The sequence below is a fragment of the Paenibacillus cellulositrophicus genome (genome assembly GCF_009363095.1).
GTDB lineage: Bacteria > Bacillota > Bacilli > Paenibacillales > Paenibacillaceae > Paenibacillus_AQ > Paenibacillus_AQ favisporus.
Genome location: NZ_CP045295.1, coordinates 1,176,342 through 1,193,166, shown reverse-complemented (window position 1 = coordinate 1,193,166; position 16,825 = coordinate 1,176,342). Strand labels below are relative to the sequence as shown.

Sequence of the window (16,825 nt, the reverse complement as noted above, 5' to 3'; positions counted from 1 at the left end):
TATACTGATGTAAAAGTTCACATGGAATATTTACATTTCCAAGGAAAGCGAAGGGATGCATAATATGTTTCTACATGGTACAAGTAAAATCAATGCGGACGGTCACCTGGAAATCGGTGGCTGTGACGTTACCGAGCTGAAGAAGCAGTATGGTACGCCGCTTTATATCGTCGACGAGGAGCTGGTCCGCACGCGGTGCCGCGAATACGTCGATGCGTTCCGTGCGTCCGGACTGAAATTCCAGGTGGCTTACGCCAGCAAGGCGTTCTGCGTCATGGCCATGTGCCGGATCGCAGAGGAAGAGGACATGTCTCTAGACGTCGTGTCCGACGGCGAATTGTTCACGGCGCTTCAGGCAGGCTTCCCGACCAAGCGCATCCATTTCCACGGCAACAACAAGACGGTGGAAGAGATGGAAATGGCGATCGACGCCGGCATCGGCTGCTTCGTCGTAGACAATTTTGTTGAGCTGCATGTGCTGGAATCGGTGGCGGCTGAGAAAAAGGTGAAGGTCAACATTTTGCTCCGCGTCACACCAGGGGTTGAAGCTCATACGCATGAATATATTTCAACCGGCCAAACCGACTCGAAATTCGGTTTCGACATCGGTAACGGCTCTGCGTTTGAAGCCGTCAAAGCAGCTGCCGCTCAGGAGCATCTGGAGCTTCTTGGCGTCCATTCCCATATCGGGTCGCAAATCTTCGAGGTCGACGGATTTCAGATGGCGGTTCAGCGTGTAGCCGAATTTGCCAAGAGTGTCAAAGAACAGCTGGGCGTGCAGTTCAAAGTAGTGAACCTCGGCGGAGGCTTTGGCATCCGATACGTTGAAGGCGACACGCCGCTTGAAGTCAGCCAGTACGTGAAGGCGATTACCGACGCGGTGAAAACGCATTTTGCCGAGTGGGGAAGCGAGCTGCCGGAAATTTGGGTGGAACCGGGCCGCAGCATCGTGGGCGATGCGGGGACAACCTTGTACACCGTCGGCACCAGCAAGGATATTCCGGGTGTGCGCAAGTACGTGGCCGTGGATGGCGGCATGACGGACAACCCGCGCCCGGCGCTGTACGAGTCGAAGTATGAGGCCATGCTGGCCAACCGTGCCAACGACAAGCCGGAAGAAACCGTGTCCATTGCCGGCAAATGCTGCGAGAGCGGCGACATGCTGATTTGGGATGCAGAGCTTCCGAAAGTCAATAACGGTGACCTGCTCGCCGTTTCGTGCACAGGGGCCTACAACTATTCCATGGCGAGCAACTACAACCGGATCCGCAAACCGGCGGTCGTGTTCGTGAACCAAGGTCAAAGCGACCTGGTTGTTCGCCGCGAGAGCCTTCAGGATATCATCGGCCACGATGTCATTCCTGAGCGGATCGCAAAGCAGGCTGTGCTTAAGTAAGGAGATACATTAAGGGGACAGGCGCTGTTCGCCAGCGCCTCTGGTAAATGAATTGGTGCGCAGTATAAAGGATCATCTCTGTATTGGGGAATGCAGAGGGGTCCTTTTGCGCGTTTATAGAACGATGAGAAGTACGGAATTATTTTGCTTCGCCCGGGATTTCATAGTAAACTAGAAGATGTCTGTTAACACTCAGGAAAGACATGAAAGGAGTCATTGACATAATGGCCAAGCAAGCAAAAATCACTCTTGAAAACGGCGGCGAAGTGCTGCTCGATCTGTTTGAAAAAGACGCTCCGAACACGGTGGCGAACTTTGAGAAACTGGCAAACTCCGGTTTCTACAACGGTCTGGTGTTCCACCGCGTCATTCCGGGATTCGTTGCGCAGGGCGGTTGCCCGAACGGCACCGGTACCGGCGGCCCTGGCTACACGATCAATTGCGAAATCAACCCGAACAAACACGAGCGCGGATCGCTGGCGATGGCACATGCCGGCCGTAACACCGGCGGAAGCCAGTTCTATATCTGCTACCAGCCGCAGCCGCATCTCGACGGGCAGCATACCGTATTCGGCAAAGTGACGAAGGGCATGGAATACGTCGACGCGTTCCAAGGCCGCGACGTGATGAAGACGGTCGAAGTATACGAAGCTTAATCTGCGAGTCGCGCACGATTTATCAGCCGCTTTCCCTTCTTCAAAGAGGGACAAGCGGCTTTTTGTTCAGGGCCGGGAAAAGGGACGTATTGATTTTTTGCGGAGGCAGTGTTAACATTTCCTAATATAGATGGGCTTCCATTAGGCAGCGATTCCATCTAACAATTGCATATTGATATTGGTTATATCCTTCGGGGCAGGGTGAAATTCCCTACCGGCGGTGATGACGCGGCAGCCGATCAGTTCTGGCGCTCGTCTCAGTCCGTGACCCGGACGCTTCGTTTGACGCTGAGCGTACGGTGGACCTGGTGCAAATCCGGGACCGACAGTATAGTCTGGATGGGAGAAGGAGAGAAAGCGTGCACTTCAGTTGGGAGTGCAGCTGTCCAATAAGATGTCACGTGTACGTGGTTGTTTTCACAAAATAGAAGGTTGTCCATGGCGGGACGGCTTCTGTTTGCTGACGACTTTACGCTACCGATGACTTATTTGGCTGATCCTGATTATTGGGATTCTGCAGCCTTATTGGAGTGTATCTGACTTGTCTCTCACAGCCCCGAGGATGGTTTAAGCCATCCCGGGGCTTTTTGCTTTTTTACAAAGACCTGGGGGATCCCCGGAGAGTACCGGTTTGAACAGCGCGGAGCCAAAGCTGCGCATGGTAAGGTGATTTACCATGGAATTTACAACATGCGAAGTATCCGCAAAGCGCCCGAAGCCGAGACTTAGCTTTGAGGGGATGTCCCGATTCCGAACAAGGGGGGAGATGAATGGACGGCATCATCAACGATGAATTTTATATGGCGCTTGCACTCGATATGGCGGAGCGGGCGCAGGGTCAGACCGGGATCAATCCGGTTGTCGGCTGCGTCGTTGTCCAAGACGGGGCTATGGTTGGGCTTGGCACGCATTTGCAGCGGGGAACCGCCCATGCGGAAGTACATGCGCTGAATATGGCGGGTGACCGTGCGGAAGGGAGTACGGTCTATGTAACGCTGGAGCCCTGCAGCCATTACGGAAAAACGCCGCCCTGCAGCGAACGCCTCATACGCGAGAAGGTGAAGCGGGTCGTCGTTGCCTGCGAAGATCCCAACCCCCAAGTGGCGGGCAGAGGAATCGAGCTGCTCCGCCACAGCGGGATTGAGGTCGAAGTCGGACTGCTCGGTGACAGGTCCCGCCGCTTGAACGAAAAGTTTATCAAGTATATTACGACCGGGCTTCCCTATGTGACGGTCAAGACAGCAAGCACGCTGGACGGGCGCATCGCGGCCGAATCGGGAGACAGTAAATGGATCACGAACGAAGCGGCCCGGGAGCAGGTTCATACGCTCCGCCACCGCCATCAAGGGATTATGGTTGGCGTAAATACGGTGATCGCGGACAATCCGCAGCTGACTACCCGGCTGCAGGGCACCATCGGTCTGAATCCTGTACGGATCGTCGTCGATTCCTTGCTGCGGATTCCGCTTGAGTCCAAGGTTGTTCAGGATGGAGCTGCGCCGACCGTCATTTTGACGACGGAACGCGCCGATCTGGATAAGGCGGATGCCCTTAAGGAGTTCGGCGTAGAAACGATCCGCTGCGGATCGAGCCCGCAGGTCGATCTTCGCCTGGCGATGCAGGAGCTGGGCAAACGTGAGATCGGCTCGATTCTGGTGGAAGGCGGCGGCCGGCTGAACGGTGCCTTGCTGGAGGCCCGGCTGATCGACCGGATCGTGCTCTATTTCGCACCGAAAATCGTTGGAGGTCCGGCGGCCCCCGTCAACTTCTCGCTGCGAGGCGCCGACAAGATGGCGGACGCCGTCCGGCTAGAAGACGTAGAGACCGAAGTGCTTGGGGATAACGTCTGCATCAGCGGTAAGCCGGTTTGGCCGGCATGACATGATCCGGAAAAACGATACTTAACTATTTAATGAGCTGCACACGGTTAACGATATGAATCGTATGAAAGACTACTTTACAGGACAGAAAGGAGCGGTTGCGATGTTTACCGGTTTGGTTGAAGAGGTCGGCGTCATGCGGGGCGTCTCCAGCAAAGGGGAAACGATGATCCTCCATATCGAGGCCTCCCGGATTATGGGCGATCTCAAAATCGGGGACAGCGTCTCGGTCAATGGCGTCTGCCTCACGGCTGTCGAGATTGGAGCCCGTTCGTTCGCGGTGGACGTCATGCCGCAAACGTACCGCCATTCCACTTTGAAATCGCTGGGGGCTGGAAGCCGGGTGAATTTGGAGCGCGCCATGCAGGTGGGCGCCCGCTTCGGCGGACATATCGTGCAGGGACATGCCGACGGGACAGGGACGATCCGGGCGATGGACCGGGATCAGAATGCGGTTTTGATCGAAGTGGAGCCGGAAGATACCGCCCTGCTCCGCTACATCATCCCGCAAGGATCTATTACCCTGGACGGCATCAGCTTGACGGTGGTCAAGACGAGCGCCACAACATTCACCGTTTCCATTATCCCACATACGCTTGCGGAGACGAGTCTGGCAGACAAAAAGCCTGGAAGTGCGCTAAATCTGGAATGCGACATTCTCGGAAAATATGTGGACCATTTGCTTCACTACCGAACAGGGGAAGGGAATGGGCGTCCTGAACCTTCGGGAATCAGCCTGGAGCTGCTAGCACAACACGGATTTGCATGAGGCAGGCAAGAGGACAGACAGGCCAATAAGCCCATGCAGGAATAGGAGGGAAACCCATGGAGGAGGATTTTGTGTTTGACCGCATTGAAGATGCGGTGTCTGACTTGTCGGCAGGCAAGGTCGTTATCGTCGTGGACGACGAAGACCGCGAGAACGAAGGCGATTTTATCGCCTTGGCGGATCAGGCAACGCCTGAAGTCATCAACTTCATGATCACGGAAGGACGCGGACTGGTCTGCATGCCGATTACCGAGGAAAGAGCCGCTGAGCTCGGCCTGAAGCCGATGGTATCGAACAATACGGACCATCACGGCACGGCCTTTACCGTCTCCATCGACCACAAGGAGACGACAACGGGCATCTCCGCCTATGAGCGGTCCCTGACCGCCAAAGCGCTGGCCGATCAAGAAGCGACTGCAGCCGATTTCCGGCGCCCCGGCCACATGTTTCCGCTGATTGCCAAAACCGGCGGCGTGCTCCGGCGCGCCGGCCATACTGAAGCGGCGGTGGATCTCGCCCGTCTCAGCGGATCGTTCCCGGCCGGAGTGATCTGCGAGATCATCAAAGAGGACGGGACGATGGCACGGCTGCCGGACCTCGCGCAGATCGCCAAGAAACACGGCCTCAAGCTGATCAGCATCAAGGATTTGATCCAGTACCGCAACAATAAGGAAAAGCTCGTTACCCGCGAGGTTTCGGTGCGGATGCCGACGGACTTCGGCGAGTTCCAGGTCGTCGCCTATACGAATGCGGTGGACAATAAAGAACATTTGGCGCTCGTCAAAGGGGACATCGCATCCGGGGAGCCGGTGCTCACCCGCGTCCATTCCGAATGCCTGACAGGGGACGTGTTCCATTCCCATCGCTGCGATTGCGGCCCGCAGTTTGAAGCCGCACTCCGGCAGATCAACGAAGAAGGCCGCGGCGTGCTGCTGTACATGCGCCAGGAGGGACGCGGCATCGGGCTCCTTAACAAGCTGAGAGCCTATAAGCTTCAGGAAGAGGGCCTTGATACGGTCGATGCCAACCTGAAGCTCGGATTCCCCGCGGATCTTCGCGATTACGGCATCGGAGCTCAAATATTGAAGGATCTCGGCATTCGCCAAATTCGGCTGCTGACGAACAATCCGCGTAAAATCAAAGGCCTGGAGGGCTACGGGCTGGAAATCGTCGAGCGCGTGCCGATCCAAATGCAGGCCAATAAGGACAACGAGAACTACTTGCATACGAAGCAAATGAAGCTGGGGCATATGCTGAAATTTGAGCAGCCCGATTCATTGACGACTACCGAATAATTACAGGAGGCTGATGAAGCATGGCACATATTTATGAAGGAAATTTGGTATCCGAAGGATTAAAATACGGCATCGTGGTAGGAAGATTCAATGAGTTTATCACCAGCAAGCTGCTGGGCGGCGCACTCGACGGACTGAAGCGGCACGGCGCCAAGGAAGAAGAAGTGGATGTGGCGTGGGTTCCGGGCGCTTTCGAAATTCCGCTGATTGCCCAGAAGATGGCCGAAAGCGGCAAGTACGACGCCGTCATTACGCTCGGCACGGTTATCCGGGGGTCAACCTCCCATTACGACTACGTGTGCAACGAGGTGGCCAAAGGCGTGGCGGCGATCAACCTGAAAACCGGCGTTCCTACCATTTTCGGCGTCTTGACGACGGAGAACATCGAGCAGGCGGTGGAACGGGCCGGAACGAAGGCCGGAAACAAAGGATACGATGCTGCGGTGGCGGCAATTGAAATGGCCAACTTGACGAAACAGTTAAAATAGTGCTTATTTAATGTAGTACCCTTTTTTACGGGTACTGCATTTTTTATGTCCGCAAAGTGCCTTAAGCGCCATTGGGACACAGCCCCGCTTGGCGGGCGTACTTTAAGTGACGGGAGGATAAGCCGTGAACACTGTATTATACAAGCTGGAGACGTTTGAAGGACCGCTTGATTTGCTGCTGCACCTGATTGACAAAGCGGAAATCGACATCCAGGATATCCCCGTCAGTGAGATTACCGATCAATATATGGAATATTTGCAGAGCATGCAGGAGCTCGAATTGGATATCACTAGCGAGTTTCTGGTTATGGCGGCCACGCTGCTGTCGATCAAGAGCAAGCTCCTGCTGCCGAAGCCTCCGGTATTTGAAATGGACGAGTTTGACTTTTATGAAGAAGAAGAAATCGATCCGCGGGCAGAGCTCGTGCAGAAGCTGATCGAATACCGCAAATATAAAGGGATTGCCAAGCATTTGCAGGAAAAGGAATTTGAACGGAGCCTGATCTACTCCAAGGAGCCCGAGGATCTAACGCCGTGGGTGCCGCGTGTGTCGGACAATCCGGTCAAAGGCCTGCACGCCTCCGATTTGGTCGCGGCTTTTCAGAAGGCGCTGCGCAAGGCGTCGAAGCGGACCAGCTACGCCAAAATCCAGCGGGACGAAATTTCGGTGAAGGATCGGATCCGCGAGGTGGTGCATGCCCTGGAATCCAGTGGGCCCGGCGGCAAGCTATTGTTTTCCAAGCTGCTGCATGATGAGATGGTACGGCATGAAATCGTCGTGACGTTTCTGGCCATTTTGGAGCTGATGAAGATGAAACAAATTATTTGTTATCAGGAAAAGCTGTTCGACGACATTGTGATGGAATGGAAAGGGGGAGGTCTCTCGAATGGACTTTCCGACGTTGAAATCGATTATTGAGGGTCTGCTCTTTTTGGCGGGGGATGAAGGGCTGACGGCCAAGCAGATTGCCGAGGTCGTCGAGCACCGTCCCGAGCTGGTGACCGACGCCCTGGAAGAAATGAAGGAGGATTTTGTCAGGGAGAAAAGGGGGATCCAGGTCGTCCAGATTGCCGGCAGCTATCAGCTGGCTACGCTGCCCGATCACGCCCCGTATTTCGAGCGGCTCGCTTATTCCCCATCCCGGTCCTCGCTGTCGCAGGCGGCTCTCGAGACGCTGGCCATCGTGGCCTACCGGCAGCCGATTACCCGTGTGGAAATCGAAGAGATCCGCGGCGTCAAATCCGAGCGGGCGATCCAGACGCTGGTCAACAAGGACCTGATCGAGGAGACGGGACGGGCGGAGGCGATCGGACGTCCGATTTTGTACGGTACGACCAAGTCGTTCCTCGATTACTTTGGCCTGCCGAATCTTCAGGCGCTTCCGGAGCCGGCCATTTTTGAAGATGCGGATAATCTGGAGGAAGAAACCCAGCTCTTGTTCGAAAAGCTGGACGGAAGACAGCTGACATTTGACGATGTGCCGTAAAACTGCATAAACAACAAGACCCATCCGGATTCCCCGGGTGGGTCTTTGGCGTTCAAAAAAGCTTGTGGCCGAATCTTTTCCATTGGGGAATGCCATACTATGCACAGGAAGATTTATGGACAGACTTGGGGGTTTATACGTGTGGATTGTAGTCGCCATTATTGTTCTCCTGATCATCCTGCTAGTTGCCGTCATAATGTCAAGCATTACCATTACATTATGGTACAGCAAGCACAATAAGGATGACAAGGCCGTATTGGACGTCAAGATGCTGTATGGAATCGTAAAAATGCATTATGAGATGCCTTCCCTGGTGTTTGCCAATATGAAAAAGGGCTTTATGCTCCGGCTTGAGAGCAAAAACAGCTTCCGTAACGGCCAAACCGTCGGAAAAGCGCATATTAACAAAAGAAGGCTGGACCATTGGGCAGATGAAGTGAGGATTATGCTCCAGTCGACGGCTTCTTTAAAGGAATGGTTTAACCGTACCATGCAGCATGTGAACATTATGAAGCTGGATTGGTCCACCAATTTATCAACCGGCGATGCAGCATGGACTGCAATTGCAACGGGAACCGTGTGGGGGCTCAAAACGACCTTGGTGGGCTGGCTTTCCTTTAAAGTACGCATGCGAAACAATCCAAGGCTCTTTGTCGTTCCGGTGTTTAAGGATGAGCCGCAGTTTGCTACCGAGCTGTCCTGCGTCGCCCGCATATCCTGCGGTTATGCCTTGTATGCCGGCATCATGTTGATGGCCCGAATTCTCAAAGTACCGGGAGGTCCGATCCATTGGTTCCGATTGGCCAAACAGGTTCTGCGATAGCAAAGGCTTACTTAATTTAACGGTACCGGCCGCGCAGGCGGGACTACATACTTCAAAAGGATATGGGCAAGCTAACATCTGTGGCTCAGAGCTTAATATCAACACACTAGGAGGAATCAACATGGCAGAGCATCCGATTCAAGGCTTAATGCAGACTGCGATGGAAAACATCAAAGGCATGGTTGATGTCAACACAATCGTCGGCGACCCTGTAGAAACTCCTGACGGCAGCGTCATCCTTCCGATCAGTAAGGTGGGCTTTGGCTTTGCTGCAGGGGGAAGTGATTTTAACGCGGATGATATCAGTAAAAGCGTGAGCGCGGCACCTGGACATGAATCCAAGTCCTTGCCGTTTGGCGGGGGCAGCGGCGGTGGAGTTTCGATTCGTCCGATCGCATTTCTCGTTGTCGGCAAAGCAGGCGTGAATATCGTTCCGCTCGATAATCAAACGCATTTATTCGAGAAATTAATTGATTCCGCACCTTCCATGGTGGATAAAATCACGTCGATGTTCCAAACGAATACGCAAACGGGTGCTGGTGCAGTCAATCCAGCCCAAACGACGACTTCGGAGATCAATCCTTCATTGTTTTAAGCCTGTGCCAATCCCTTCCGTCAGCCGGGAGGGATTTTTTGTGAAGAAACGATTTCTGAAAAAGGTCATCGATTTTTTCTGGTTTACACGTTTGGCATACCCGAGTTAGGCCAAGCATATACTTGTACAAGATTTTCCGAACCGAAAGGAAAGATAACATGTGGATCAAGCATAAACGAATATGGAGCTGGATTGCGGTCATCACGCTCATCGCCAGCGGCTTTGCCGGTACAAGCCGGGCATCTGCCGCGAAAAATTTACCCGCTCTCGGTACCCACGCTCAGGCCGCAGCCTTGATCGATGTCACTTCAGGCAGGCTGCTGTATTCCAGCCACGGGGACGATGAGCTCCGGATCGCCAGCCTGACGAAAATCATGACCGCCATCGTAGCGATTGAGCATGGCAAGCTGGACAGCGAAGTGAAGGTCAGCAAAAACGCCTTTGGCAAAGAAGGGTCTTCCATCTATCTCAAGCTGGGGGAAGAAATGACCCTGGAAAATATGCTGTACGGGCTGATGCTGCGTTCAGGCAATGACGCGGCCACGGCGATTGCCGAGCACGTCGGCGGTTCTGTGGAGGGGTTTGTATATTTGATGAACGAGAAAGCCCGTATGCTGGGCCTTTCCCATTCGCATTTTATGAATCCGCACGGACTGGACGAGGAAGGCCATTATTCATCGGCCAACGATTTGGCCAAGTTGACGGCATATGCCCTGCATAATCCGGTTTTTAAGGAAATCGTGAAGACGCCGACGAAGAAGGTTCCGAATCCGAATGAATCCTGGGACTACAAATGGGATAACAAAAATAAAATGCTCCGCCTTTATGAAGGAGCGGACGGGGTTAAGACCGGCTATACCAAAAAGGCGTTCCGCTGCCTGGTCAGCTCGGCAACCCGCAACGGCCAGCAGCTGGTCGCCGTGACCTTAAACGACGGGGACGACTGGAACGACCACGGCAGAATGCTGGATTACGGGTTTGAATACTACCCGCTGAAACAGCTGACCGAAAAAGGGGAGTCGGTACAGGGGCAGGACCTGGTCGTCAGCCAAACGTTCCAGTACCCTTTTGCCGATGGTGAGGAAGCTCAGGTCAACAAGAAGCTGGTGCTCTATCCTGAAGCGGAGGAAGGAGCGCCGGATTTGAGATTCGGGCTGAGAGGGAAAATCGAGGTGTCGCTGAAAGGGGAAAAGATCGGAGAAATTCCGGTCTACAGAAAAGGAAGCGTGCTGCCGGAACGAACGGCGTCCGGAACAGCTGCTGAGCAGACGATGGCACCCGTTCACAAAATTAATTGGGGACAATGGTTCAGCGTGGTGATGAAGCGTCTGCTTCAGCCTGGGGCCTGATGTTAACGTAACAACCTGGGGAGAGGGGATACGAAATGATCAATGCGATTTGGCTGGGGCTTATTCTGATTGGATTCGGTTTTGCAGCAGCCCAGGGGAAAATTGAACTGGTCACTTCTGCGGCCTTCGACGGGGCTAAGACCGGGGTGACAGTATGCTTCGGGTTAATCAGCGTGCTGGTCTTCTGGCTCGGTATGATGCGCCTTGCGGAAGATTCGGGCCTGCTGAAAAAAATAGCCCGGCTGCTGAGCCCGATCGTCACCTTTTTATTTCCGGATGTGCCGAAAAACCATCCTGCGATGGGTTACATATTGTCCAATATGAGTGCGAATCTGCTCGGTCTAGGCAACGCAGCCACGCCAATGGGCATCAAGGCGATGCAGGAGCTGCAGACGCTGAATCCCGATAAGACGGCCGCCAGCCCGGCGATGTGCACGCTACTGGCGCTCAATACGGCCAGTATCACCTTGATTCCGACTACGCTGATCGCCATCCGGATGAACTATCAGTCCGCCAATCCGACCGATATCGTTGGCACCACGCTGATGGCGACCGCCGTTGCCACGCTGGCCGCCATCGTTATGGACCGCTGGTACCGGCGCAAATTTATGCGCAGCAGGCCGAAGAAGCCGCCGGTGCATGCGGGTCCCGTTTCTTCCTCCCAATCCGAGCTGAAAGGGTGAGCAGGGCGTATGGTGGCGTTCATCAATATGATATCGGCCTGGGCGATCCCGGTACTCATCGCGTTTATTCCCCTTTATGCTTTTACCAAGAAGGTGCCGGTGTACGAGTCCTTCGTCGACGGAGCCAAAGAGGGATTTCAAACGGCCATTCAAATCATTCCTAACCTGGTCGGGATGATGGTAGGCATCAGCATTTTCCGGGCCTCAGGGGCCCTTGATTTTTTTGTGGGCTGGACAGGTCCCTTCCTTCAGCATTTGGGCGTTCCGAGCGAAATATTGCCCCTGGGTCTGCTGCGGCCGCTGACAGGAACAGGGTCCCTCGCATTCGCCACCGATCTGATCTCGGTGTACGGCCCGGATTCCATGATCGGACGGATGGCTTCAACGATTCAAGGGAGTACGGATACGACGCTGTACGTGCTCACTGTTTATTTGGGTGCGGTCGGGATCCGCAACGGGCGGTATGCGCTTAAGGTCGGTCTCTTATCGGATGCGGTAGGATTTGCAGCAGCCATTGCCGTCTGCCTGCTGTTCTTCGGATAACCGGCCAGCCGTGTGGAACGGTTTCATGGACACCTCATATACTGTAACAAGCTGAGGCTAGTTTAAATGAGGTGATCCGCATGACATTCGAAGGCTTTATCATCCATCATTCCGCATGCCCTTCCATCAATGGGAAAGGGTATGATTTTTGGATCGGGGAGGATGCCTCGGTCGTTTCTTCCCCTTACGTCACCGATCCGTCCCATATCCATATTTGCCTCCAGGGTGATTTTAACCGCGAATACACCCTGTTTCGCGCTGCCGAAAAACAGCAGCTGTTCGTTGCCAGCAAACTAATTATGGAGCTGGCACGCCGCTACAACATTTCCCCCCTCTATTTGTATCCTCACTCCGACACCTGCCCAGGAGCGGATTTTCCATGGAACGAACTTGTGATTTATCCTGTTGATGGTTATCATTAGGGTTGAGGTGACCTATTGAACATGGAGAGATTACAGAAAGTGTTAGCGCAGGCCGGTATCGCTTCGCGCCGTAAGTGCGAAGAATTGATTCTGGCCGGCAAAGTGGAAGTTAACGGGGAAACCGTAACCACGCTGGGGACCAAGGCGGACCCGAATCAAGATATCATCAAGGTGAACGGCAAACCGATCAAGCATGAGCAGAAGATTTACATCGTTTTTAACAAGCCAAAAGGGGTAATTACCAGCGCGTCCGACCCGGAAGGACGAAAAATCGTAACCGATTATTTGAAAGGCATCAAAGAGCGGGTTTATCCGGTCGGCCGTCTGGACTACGATACCGAAGGTCTGCTGCTGCTGACCAATGACGGCGAATTTGCCAATCTGCTGACTCACCCGCGGCATCATGTGCCCAAAACGTATCTGGCGACGGTGGAGGGGATCCCGCATGGCAGCGACCTGGACAAGCTCAAAGCCGGCATTCAGCTGGAGGATGGTATGACAGCCCCTGCCGAAGTCGAATATAAAGATATCGACACGGGGAAGAACGAAGCCGTAATCAGCATCACGATTCATGAAGGCCGCAATCGGCAGGTCAGACGCATGTTTGATGCGATCAAGCACCCGGTGATCCGGCTGAAACGCATAGCGTTCGGCGACCTGCTGCTGCACAATTTGAAGCGCGGTTTGTACCGCCACCTGACAAAGGATGAAGTACAAAGTTTATTAAATATGGCTAAATCGGGAAATTTAAACAAAAGATAGAACGGAAGGACACATAATTTTCAAATACTCCCGGAGCACCTGTGACATTATTTCGCTATAATTGTTCATAGGTTGTTCAAACTCTGCGCTTAAAATATGTGATTTGTCATGGAAAGGGAGCTTTTGGCATGGGTAAATCTAGAAAAAAGGTTCAAATCATTATCCTGCTGTTGATTGTCATTTTGGGCGGTTACGCCATTACGACACAGGTTTCGGGCTCTAATGGCAAACCGACGGAAGGCAGTAAGGCGCCGAACTTTGACTTGCTCGGGCTGGACGGCAAGGTTCATACGCTCGATGAATATAAAGGCAAGGCGCTTGTTGTCAATTTCTGGGGAACCTGGTGCGAACCATGCGTGAAGGAAATGCCCGCTCTGCAGGCCCAGTATGATAAGTGGAAGGATAAAGATGTCGTCATCGTTGGCATCAACGCCGGCGAGGACAAGATGGCCGTGGAAAATTTTGTGAAACAGGTCCATGTCAGCTTCCCTGTAATGCTGGATCCCGAGAAGGACGCCATTCAATCCTACGGAATATCCCCGCTGCCTACGACGTTTTTTGTCTCGCCTAACGGGAAGATCAATAAGATCCATCTGGGACAGCTGGATTTGCAAACTCTCGATCAGCAAATTGAAGAGTTGGTGAATTCCTGATGATGAAGGAAGTTATTGCATTCAAGAACACCAAGTGCGAGTGCGGGCATCAAAACCCCGTGGGAACGGTGCTCTGCGAGGCTTGCGGAAGGCCATTGGAAGAACAAGACCGCGAGTCCAACGAAGTTCTGGAGATGCGCTATGACGGGATGGCACGACGCTCTCAGCGTGCCAACCCGAATTTCATAGACCGGATCTGGAACTTCTTTTCGTCTGTAAAGATCGCCGTATACATGATTATCCTGACCCTGCTCGGATCGATGCTCGGAACGATTTTCCCCCAGGAAAACACATTTCTGAACATCGATCCCTCAACGTACTACAAGGAAACTTACGGCACGGCCGGATGGATTTATTACAAGCTGGGTCTGTCGCATACGTACGAATCCTGGTGGTTTATCCTCCTGCTCGTCATGATCGGCGCGTCGCTGGTCATCTGCAGTCTGGACCGGGTGCTGCCATTGTACAAAGCGCTTACCAAACAAAGAATTTTAAAGCATAAGCAGTTCCTGACCCGTCAGCGCGTGGTGTATCAGGGACCGGTAGAGCTGGAGTCCAAGGAATGGGTGGAGCAGGCATCCGTCCACATCAAGAAAAGAGGCTACCGTGTACATACCTTGGATAACGCTTTACTCGCAGAAAAGTACCGCTTCAGCCGCTGGGGACCATACGTCATCCATATCGGGCTGATCATTTTCCTGCTGGCCGTGCTGGCTCGCGGCTTGCCCGGTCTGCACATGGATCAGCATGTCGCTTTTCCAGAAGGCGAAATCAAGCACATTCCGAATACGTCGTATTATTTGAAGAACGAGAAGTTTACGGTTGAATATTACTCGGAACAAGATTTGCCAAAGGAATTTCAGGGCAAAAACAAGGTGCTTCCAAAACTGTTCAAGACGCAGGCGACCCTGTACGAATGTACGGCCAACTGCAATGATCCGTCCAAACAGCCTACGCTGAAGGCCGTTGACCATCATAATATCGAGGTTAACGACCCGATGGATTACAAAGGCCTGAAGGCCTATCAGTTTGACTACGATTTGACACCGGTCCTCCGTTCGGTCAAGCCTTCCCTGGTGGACAAGAAGACCGGCAAAGATTACGGTACGTTCCAACTGAAGATCAAGGATCCAGAGCGGAACTACAAGGTAGGGCCATATTCGCTTGAGTTGAAGGAGAAGTACAACGATTTTGGGCTGGACGAGAACGGTCAGCCCGTCACGAAAACTCCGAATCCAAACGCGCCGGCTTTTCTCTTCCTGATTAAAGGGCCGAATTTGCCAGCCGAAGGCGTACATTATTTCTATTTCCCGAAACAAATCGACAAGGAGCGCTTCCAGCAGGATGCCATCAACGCCAAAATGAACGGCGGCAGCGTTCCGCTTGAGCTGGATGTCAAAGGAATGGGAAATGTGGACCTATCGATGTCGACCACCTATTTGAACATCCGGGTGGACAAAGCGATGCCTTTTGTCTGGGTAGGCGCAGCCATCGTCATGCTTGGACTTATACTCGGCTTCTATTGGCAGCACCGCCGGATCTGGCTGCGGATTGACGACGGGAACCTGACCCTCGGCGCGCATACCAGCAAGAACTGGTTCGGCATCCGCCGGGAGATTGCGGCAATACTTCGCAAAATGAATCTGGAAGTGGACGAGAAGTCCTTGGATAACGGAGGGAATCACTCATGAGTGGATTGTTAAATTTCAGCAGCAACATGTTCGTCGTCGCATTCTTCCTGTACTGCGCGGCGTTCATCCTGTTCGCGGTCGCTATTATGGGCCGTCGGTGGAGCAACAGGGATCCGGAGTCGCACCGCAGGAAGTGGGGGAATATCGCGTTCGGGGTATCCTCCCTCGGCCTGGTGCTGGAGCTAACGTACTTCTTTACCCGGTGGGCGGGTGGCGGACATATTCCCGTCAGCAACATGTACGAATTCATGTCATTCCTTTCGATGATGGTCATGGTGGCGTTTACGGTGGTATATCTCATTTACCGCAAAACGATACTCGGCTTGTTCGCCGTTCCGATCACGATCATCATTATGGCATACGCCGCGGTATTTCCGCAGGAGGTGCAGCCGCTGATTCCGTCGCTGCAGTCCTATTGGCTGAAAATCCACGTCACGATGGCGGCGGCCGGAGAGTCGTTCTTCGCGATCGCATTTGCAGCAGGCTTTATGTACCTGCTGCGCACGGTGAATTTCAGCAGCACGGATAAAAAGGACAGACGCCAGCAGCGCTGGGTCGAAATCGTATTTTTCTCGATCATTCTGGTTATCTCGTTTATCATTACGGTCTTCGCCTTCCGCGCAGCCGGTTATGAATCCGTGTTCACCCAGACGAAGGCTTCCGGAACGGCCGGGCAAACGACGAGCGTTACGCAGACCGTCGAATACAAGCTGCCGCCGATCGTTGCGCCGTACCAAAGCAAGATCGAAAGCTATCAGCCGTTCCTCGGCATGACGAAGCCGCTGTTCAGCGCTCCGTCCTGGATGAACGGGATCAACGCGGGACGCAAGTTCAACACGATTATTTGGACGGTGATCTCCGGCATTATCCTGTACGGAATCCTCCGGTTGATCGCGCGCAAGCCGCTTGGCCGTGCGGCCTCTCCGTTCCTGGACGGGATCGACCCCGATGATTTGGATGAGATCAGCTACCGTGCGATCGCCATCGGGTTTCCGATCTTTACGCTCGGCGCATTGATCTTTGCGATGATTTGGGCTCAGGTGGCCTGGGGACGCTTCTGGGGATGGGATCCGAAAGAAGTGTGGGCGCTCATCTGCTGGCTGTTCTACAGTGCCTACCTGCATCTCAGATTGTCCCGCGGCTGGCAGGGGCGGCAGTCGTCATGGCTGTCGGTTCTCGGCTTCCTGGTAGTCATGTTTACCCTCGTCGGCGTGAACCTGGTCATTGCCGGACTTCACTCCTATGCGGGTACAAACTGATCCAGTTATGACAATTTATATAGATTGAACTGGAGCCAATTGTTACTCTAGCTCAATCCATTTAGCACTGAATA

The 16,825-nt window shown here is 53.5% G+C and carries 18 protein-coding genes and 1 riboswitch; all 18 genes read left to right on the top strand.

Annotation, left to right across the window (positions count from 1 at the left end):
* Window positions 1-64: 64 nt before the first annotated feature.
* The 18 genes from lysA to ccsA all read left to right on the top strand — a co-directional run bounded on the left by lysA (window position 65) and on the right by ccsA (window position 16,751).
* On the top strand, window positions 65-1,396 hold the full coding sequence (gene lysA / locus GCU45_RS05380) for a diaminopimelate decarboxylase (RefSeq protein WP_152398315.1): 1,332 nt from the start codon (window positions 65-67) through the stop codon (window positions 1,394-1,396).
* Window positions 1,397-1,620: 224 nt separating this feature from the next.
* Window positions 1,621-2,052 (top strand): peptidylprolyl isomerase, encoded by a 432-nt coding sequence (locus GCU45_RS05375; RefSeq protein ID WP_076170052.1) that lies wholly within the window; start codon window positions 1,621-1,623, stop codon window positions 2,050-2,052.
* Between the two features lie 183 nt (window positions 2,053-2,235).
* Window positions 2,236-2,407: riboswitch (FMN riboswitch) on the top strand.
* Window positions 2,408-2,822: 415 nt separating this feature from the next.
* Window positions 2,823-3,932, top strand: a complete 1,110-nt coding sequence (gene ribD, locus GCU45_RS05370; RefSeq protein ID WP_152398314.1) for a bifunctional diaminohydroxyphosphoribosylaminopyrimidine deaminase/5-amino-6-(5-phosphoribosylamino)uracil reductase RibD — start codon at window positions 2,823-2,825, stop codon at window positions 3,930-3,932.
* Between the two features lie 103 nt (window positions 3,933-4,035).
* Window positions 4,036-4,701 (top strand): riboflavin synthase, encoded by a 666-nt coding sequence (locus tag GCU45_RS05365; RefSeq protein ID WP_152398313.1) that lies wholly within the window; start codon window positions 4,036-4,038, stop codon window positions 4,699-4,701.
* A 56-nt stretch (window positions 4,702-4,757) separates the two neighbouring features.
* Entirely contained in the window at window positions 4,758-5,996 is a 1,239-nt protein-coding gene (locus GCU45_RS05360) for a bifunctional 3,4-dihydroxy-2-butanone-4-phosphate synthase/GTP cyclohydrolase II (protein WP_152398312.1), read from the top strand.
* A 20-nt stretch (window positions 5,997-6,016) separates the two neighbouring features.
* A complete protein-coding gene (gene ribH / locus GCU45_RS05355) occupies window positions 6,017-6,484 on the top strand; it encodes a 6,7-dimethyl-8-ribityllumazine synthase (protein ID WP_089548072.1) in 468 nt (155 codons plus the stop codon).
* Between the two features lie 124 nt (window positions 6,485-6,608).
* Window positions 6,609-7,403, top strand: a complete 795-nt coding sequence (locus tag GCU45_RS05350; protein WP_145158443.1) for a segregation and condensation protein A — start codon at window positions 6,609-6,611, stop codon at window positions 7,401-7,403.
* Window positions 7,372-7,971 carry an SMC-Scp complex subunit ScpB gene (scpB, locus tag GCU45_RS05345; protein ID WP_152398311.1) on the top strand — a complete coding sequence of 200 codons (600 nt, stop codon included), beginning with the start codon at window positions 7,372-7,374 and terminating at the stop codon, window positions 7,969-7,971. Before GCU45_RS05350 ends, scpB begins: the two co-directional genes overlap by 32 nt.
* A gap of 139 nt (window positions 7,972-8,110) precedes the next feature.
* Window positions 8,111-8,794: a DUF2953 domain-containing protein gene (locus tag GCU45_RS05340; RefSeq protein WP_167527087.1), complete on the top strand. Its 684-nt coding sequence runs from the start codon at window positions 8,111-8,113 to the stop codon at window positions 8,792-8,794.
* A gap of 121 nt (window positions 8,795-8,915) precedes the next feature.
* On the top strand, window positions 8,916-9,389 hold the full coding sequence (gene ytfJ, locus GCU45_RS05335; protein ID WP_105444660.1) for a GerW family sporulation protein: 474 nt from the start codon (window positions 8,916-8,918) through the stop codon (window positions 9,387-9,389).
* Between the two features lie 158 nt (window positions 9,390-9,547).
* Window positions 9,548-10,738: a D-alanyl-D-alanine carboxypeptidase family protein gene (locus GCU45_RS05330; RefSeq protein WP_152398309.1), complete on the top strand. Its 1,191-nt coding sequence runs from the start codon at window positions 9,548-9,550 to the stop codon at window positions 10,736-10,738.
* Window positions 10,739-10,773: 35 nt separating this feature from the next.
* Window positions 10,774-11,421, top strand: a complete 648-nt coding sequence (locus GCU45_RS05325) for a nucleoside recognition domain-containing protein (RefSeq protein ID WP_145023865.1) — start codon at window positions 10,774-10,776, stop codon at window positions 11,419-11,421.
* A 9-nt stretch (window positions 11,422-11,430) separates the two neighbouring features.
* Window positions 11,431-11,964: a spore maturation protein gene (locus GCU45_RS05320; RefSeq protein ID WP_105444663.1), complete on the top strand. Its 534-nt coding sequence runs from the start codon at window positions 11,431-11,433 to the stop codon at window positions 11,962-11,964.
* A gap of 80 nt (window positions 11,965-12,044) precedes the next feature.
* A complete protein-coding gene (locus tag GCU45_RS05315; protein ID WP_145947609.1) occupies window positions 12,045-12,386 on the top strand; it encodes a peptidoglycan recognition protein family protein in 342 nt (113 codons plus the stop codon).
* A 21-nt stretch (window positions 12,387-12,407) separates the two neighbouring features.
* A complete protein-coding gene (locus tag GCU45_RS05310; protein WP_145158449.1) occupies window positions 12,408-13,148 on the top strand; it encodes a pseudouridine synthase in 741 nt (246 codons plus the stop codon).
* Between the two features lie 128 nt (window positions 13,149-13,276).
* Window positions 13,277-13,801 carry a thiol-disulfide oxidoreductase ResA gene (gene resA, locus GCU45_RS05305; protein ID WP_076170064.1) on the top strand — a complete coding sequence of 175 codons (525 nt, stop codon included), beginning with the start codon at window positions 13,277-13,279 and terminating at the stop codon, window positions 13,799-13,801.
* Window positions 13,801-15,492 (top strand): cytochrome c biogenesis protein ResB, encoded by a 1,692-nt coding sequence (resB, locus tag GCU45_RS05300; protein WP_244364444.1) that lies wholly within the window; start codon window positions 13,801-13,803, stop codon window positions 15,490-15,492. Before resA ends, resB begins: the two co-directional genes overlap by 1 nt.
* Window positions 15,489-16,751 (top strand): cytochrome c biogenesis protein CcsA, encoded by a 1,263-nt coding sequence (ccsA, locus tag GCU45_RS05295; RefSeq protein ID WP_152398308.1) that lies wholly within the window; start codon window positions 15,489-15,491, stop codon window positions 16,749-16,751. Before resB ends, ccsA begins: the two co-directional genes overlap by 4 nt.
* The last annotated feature ends 74 nt before the right edge of the window (window positions 16,752-16,825 follow it).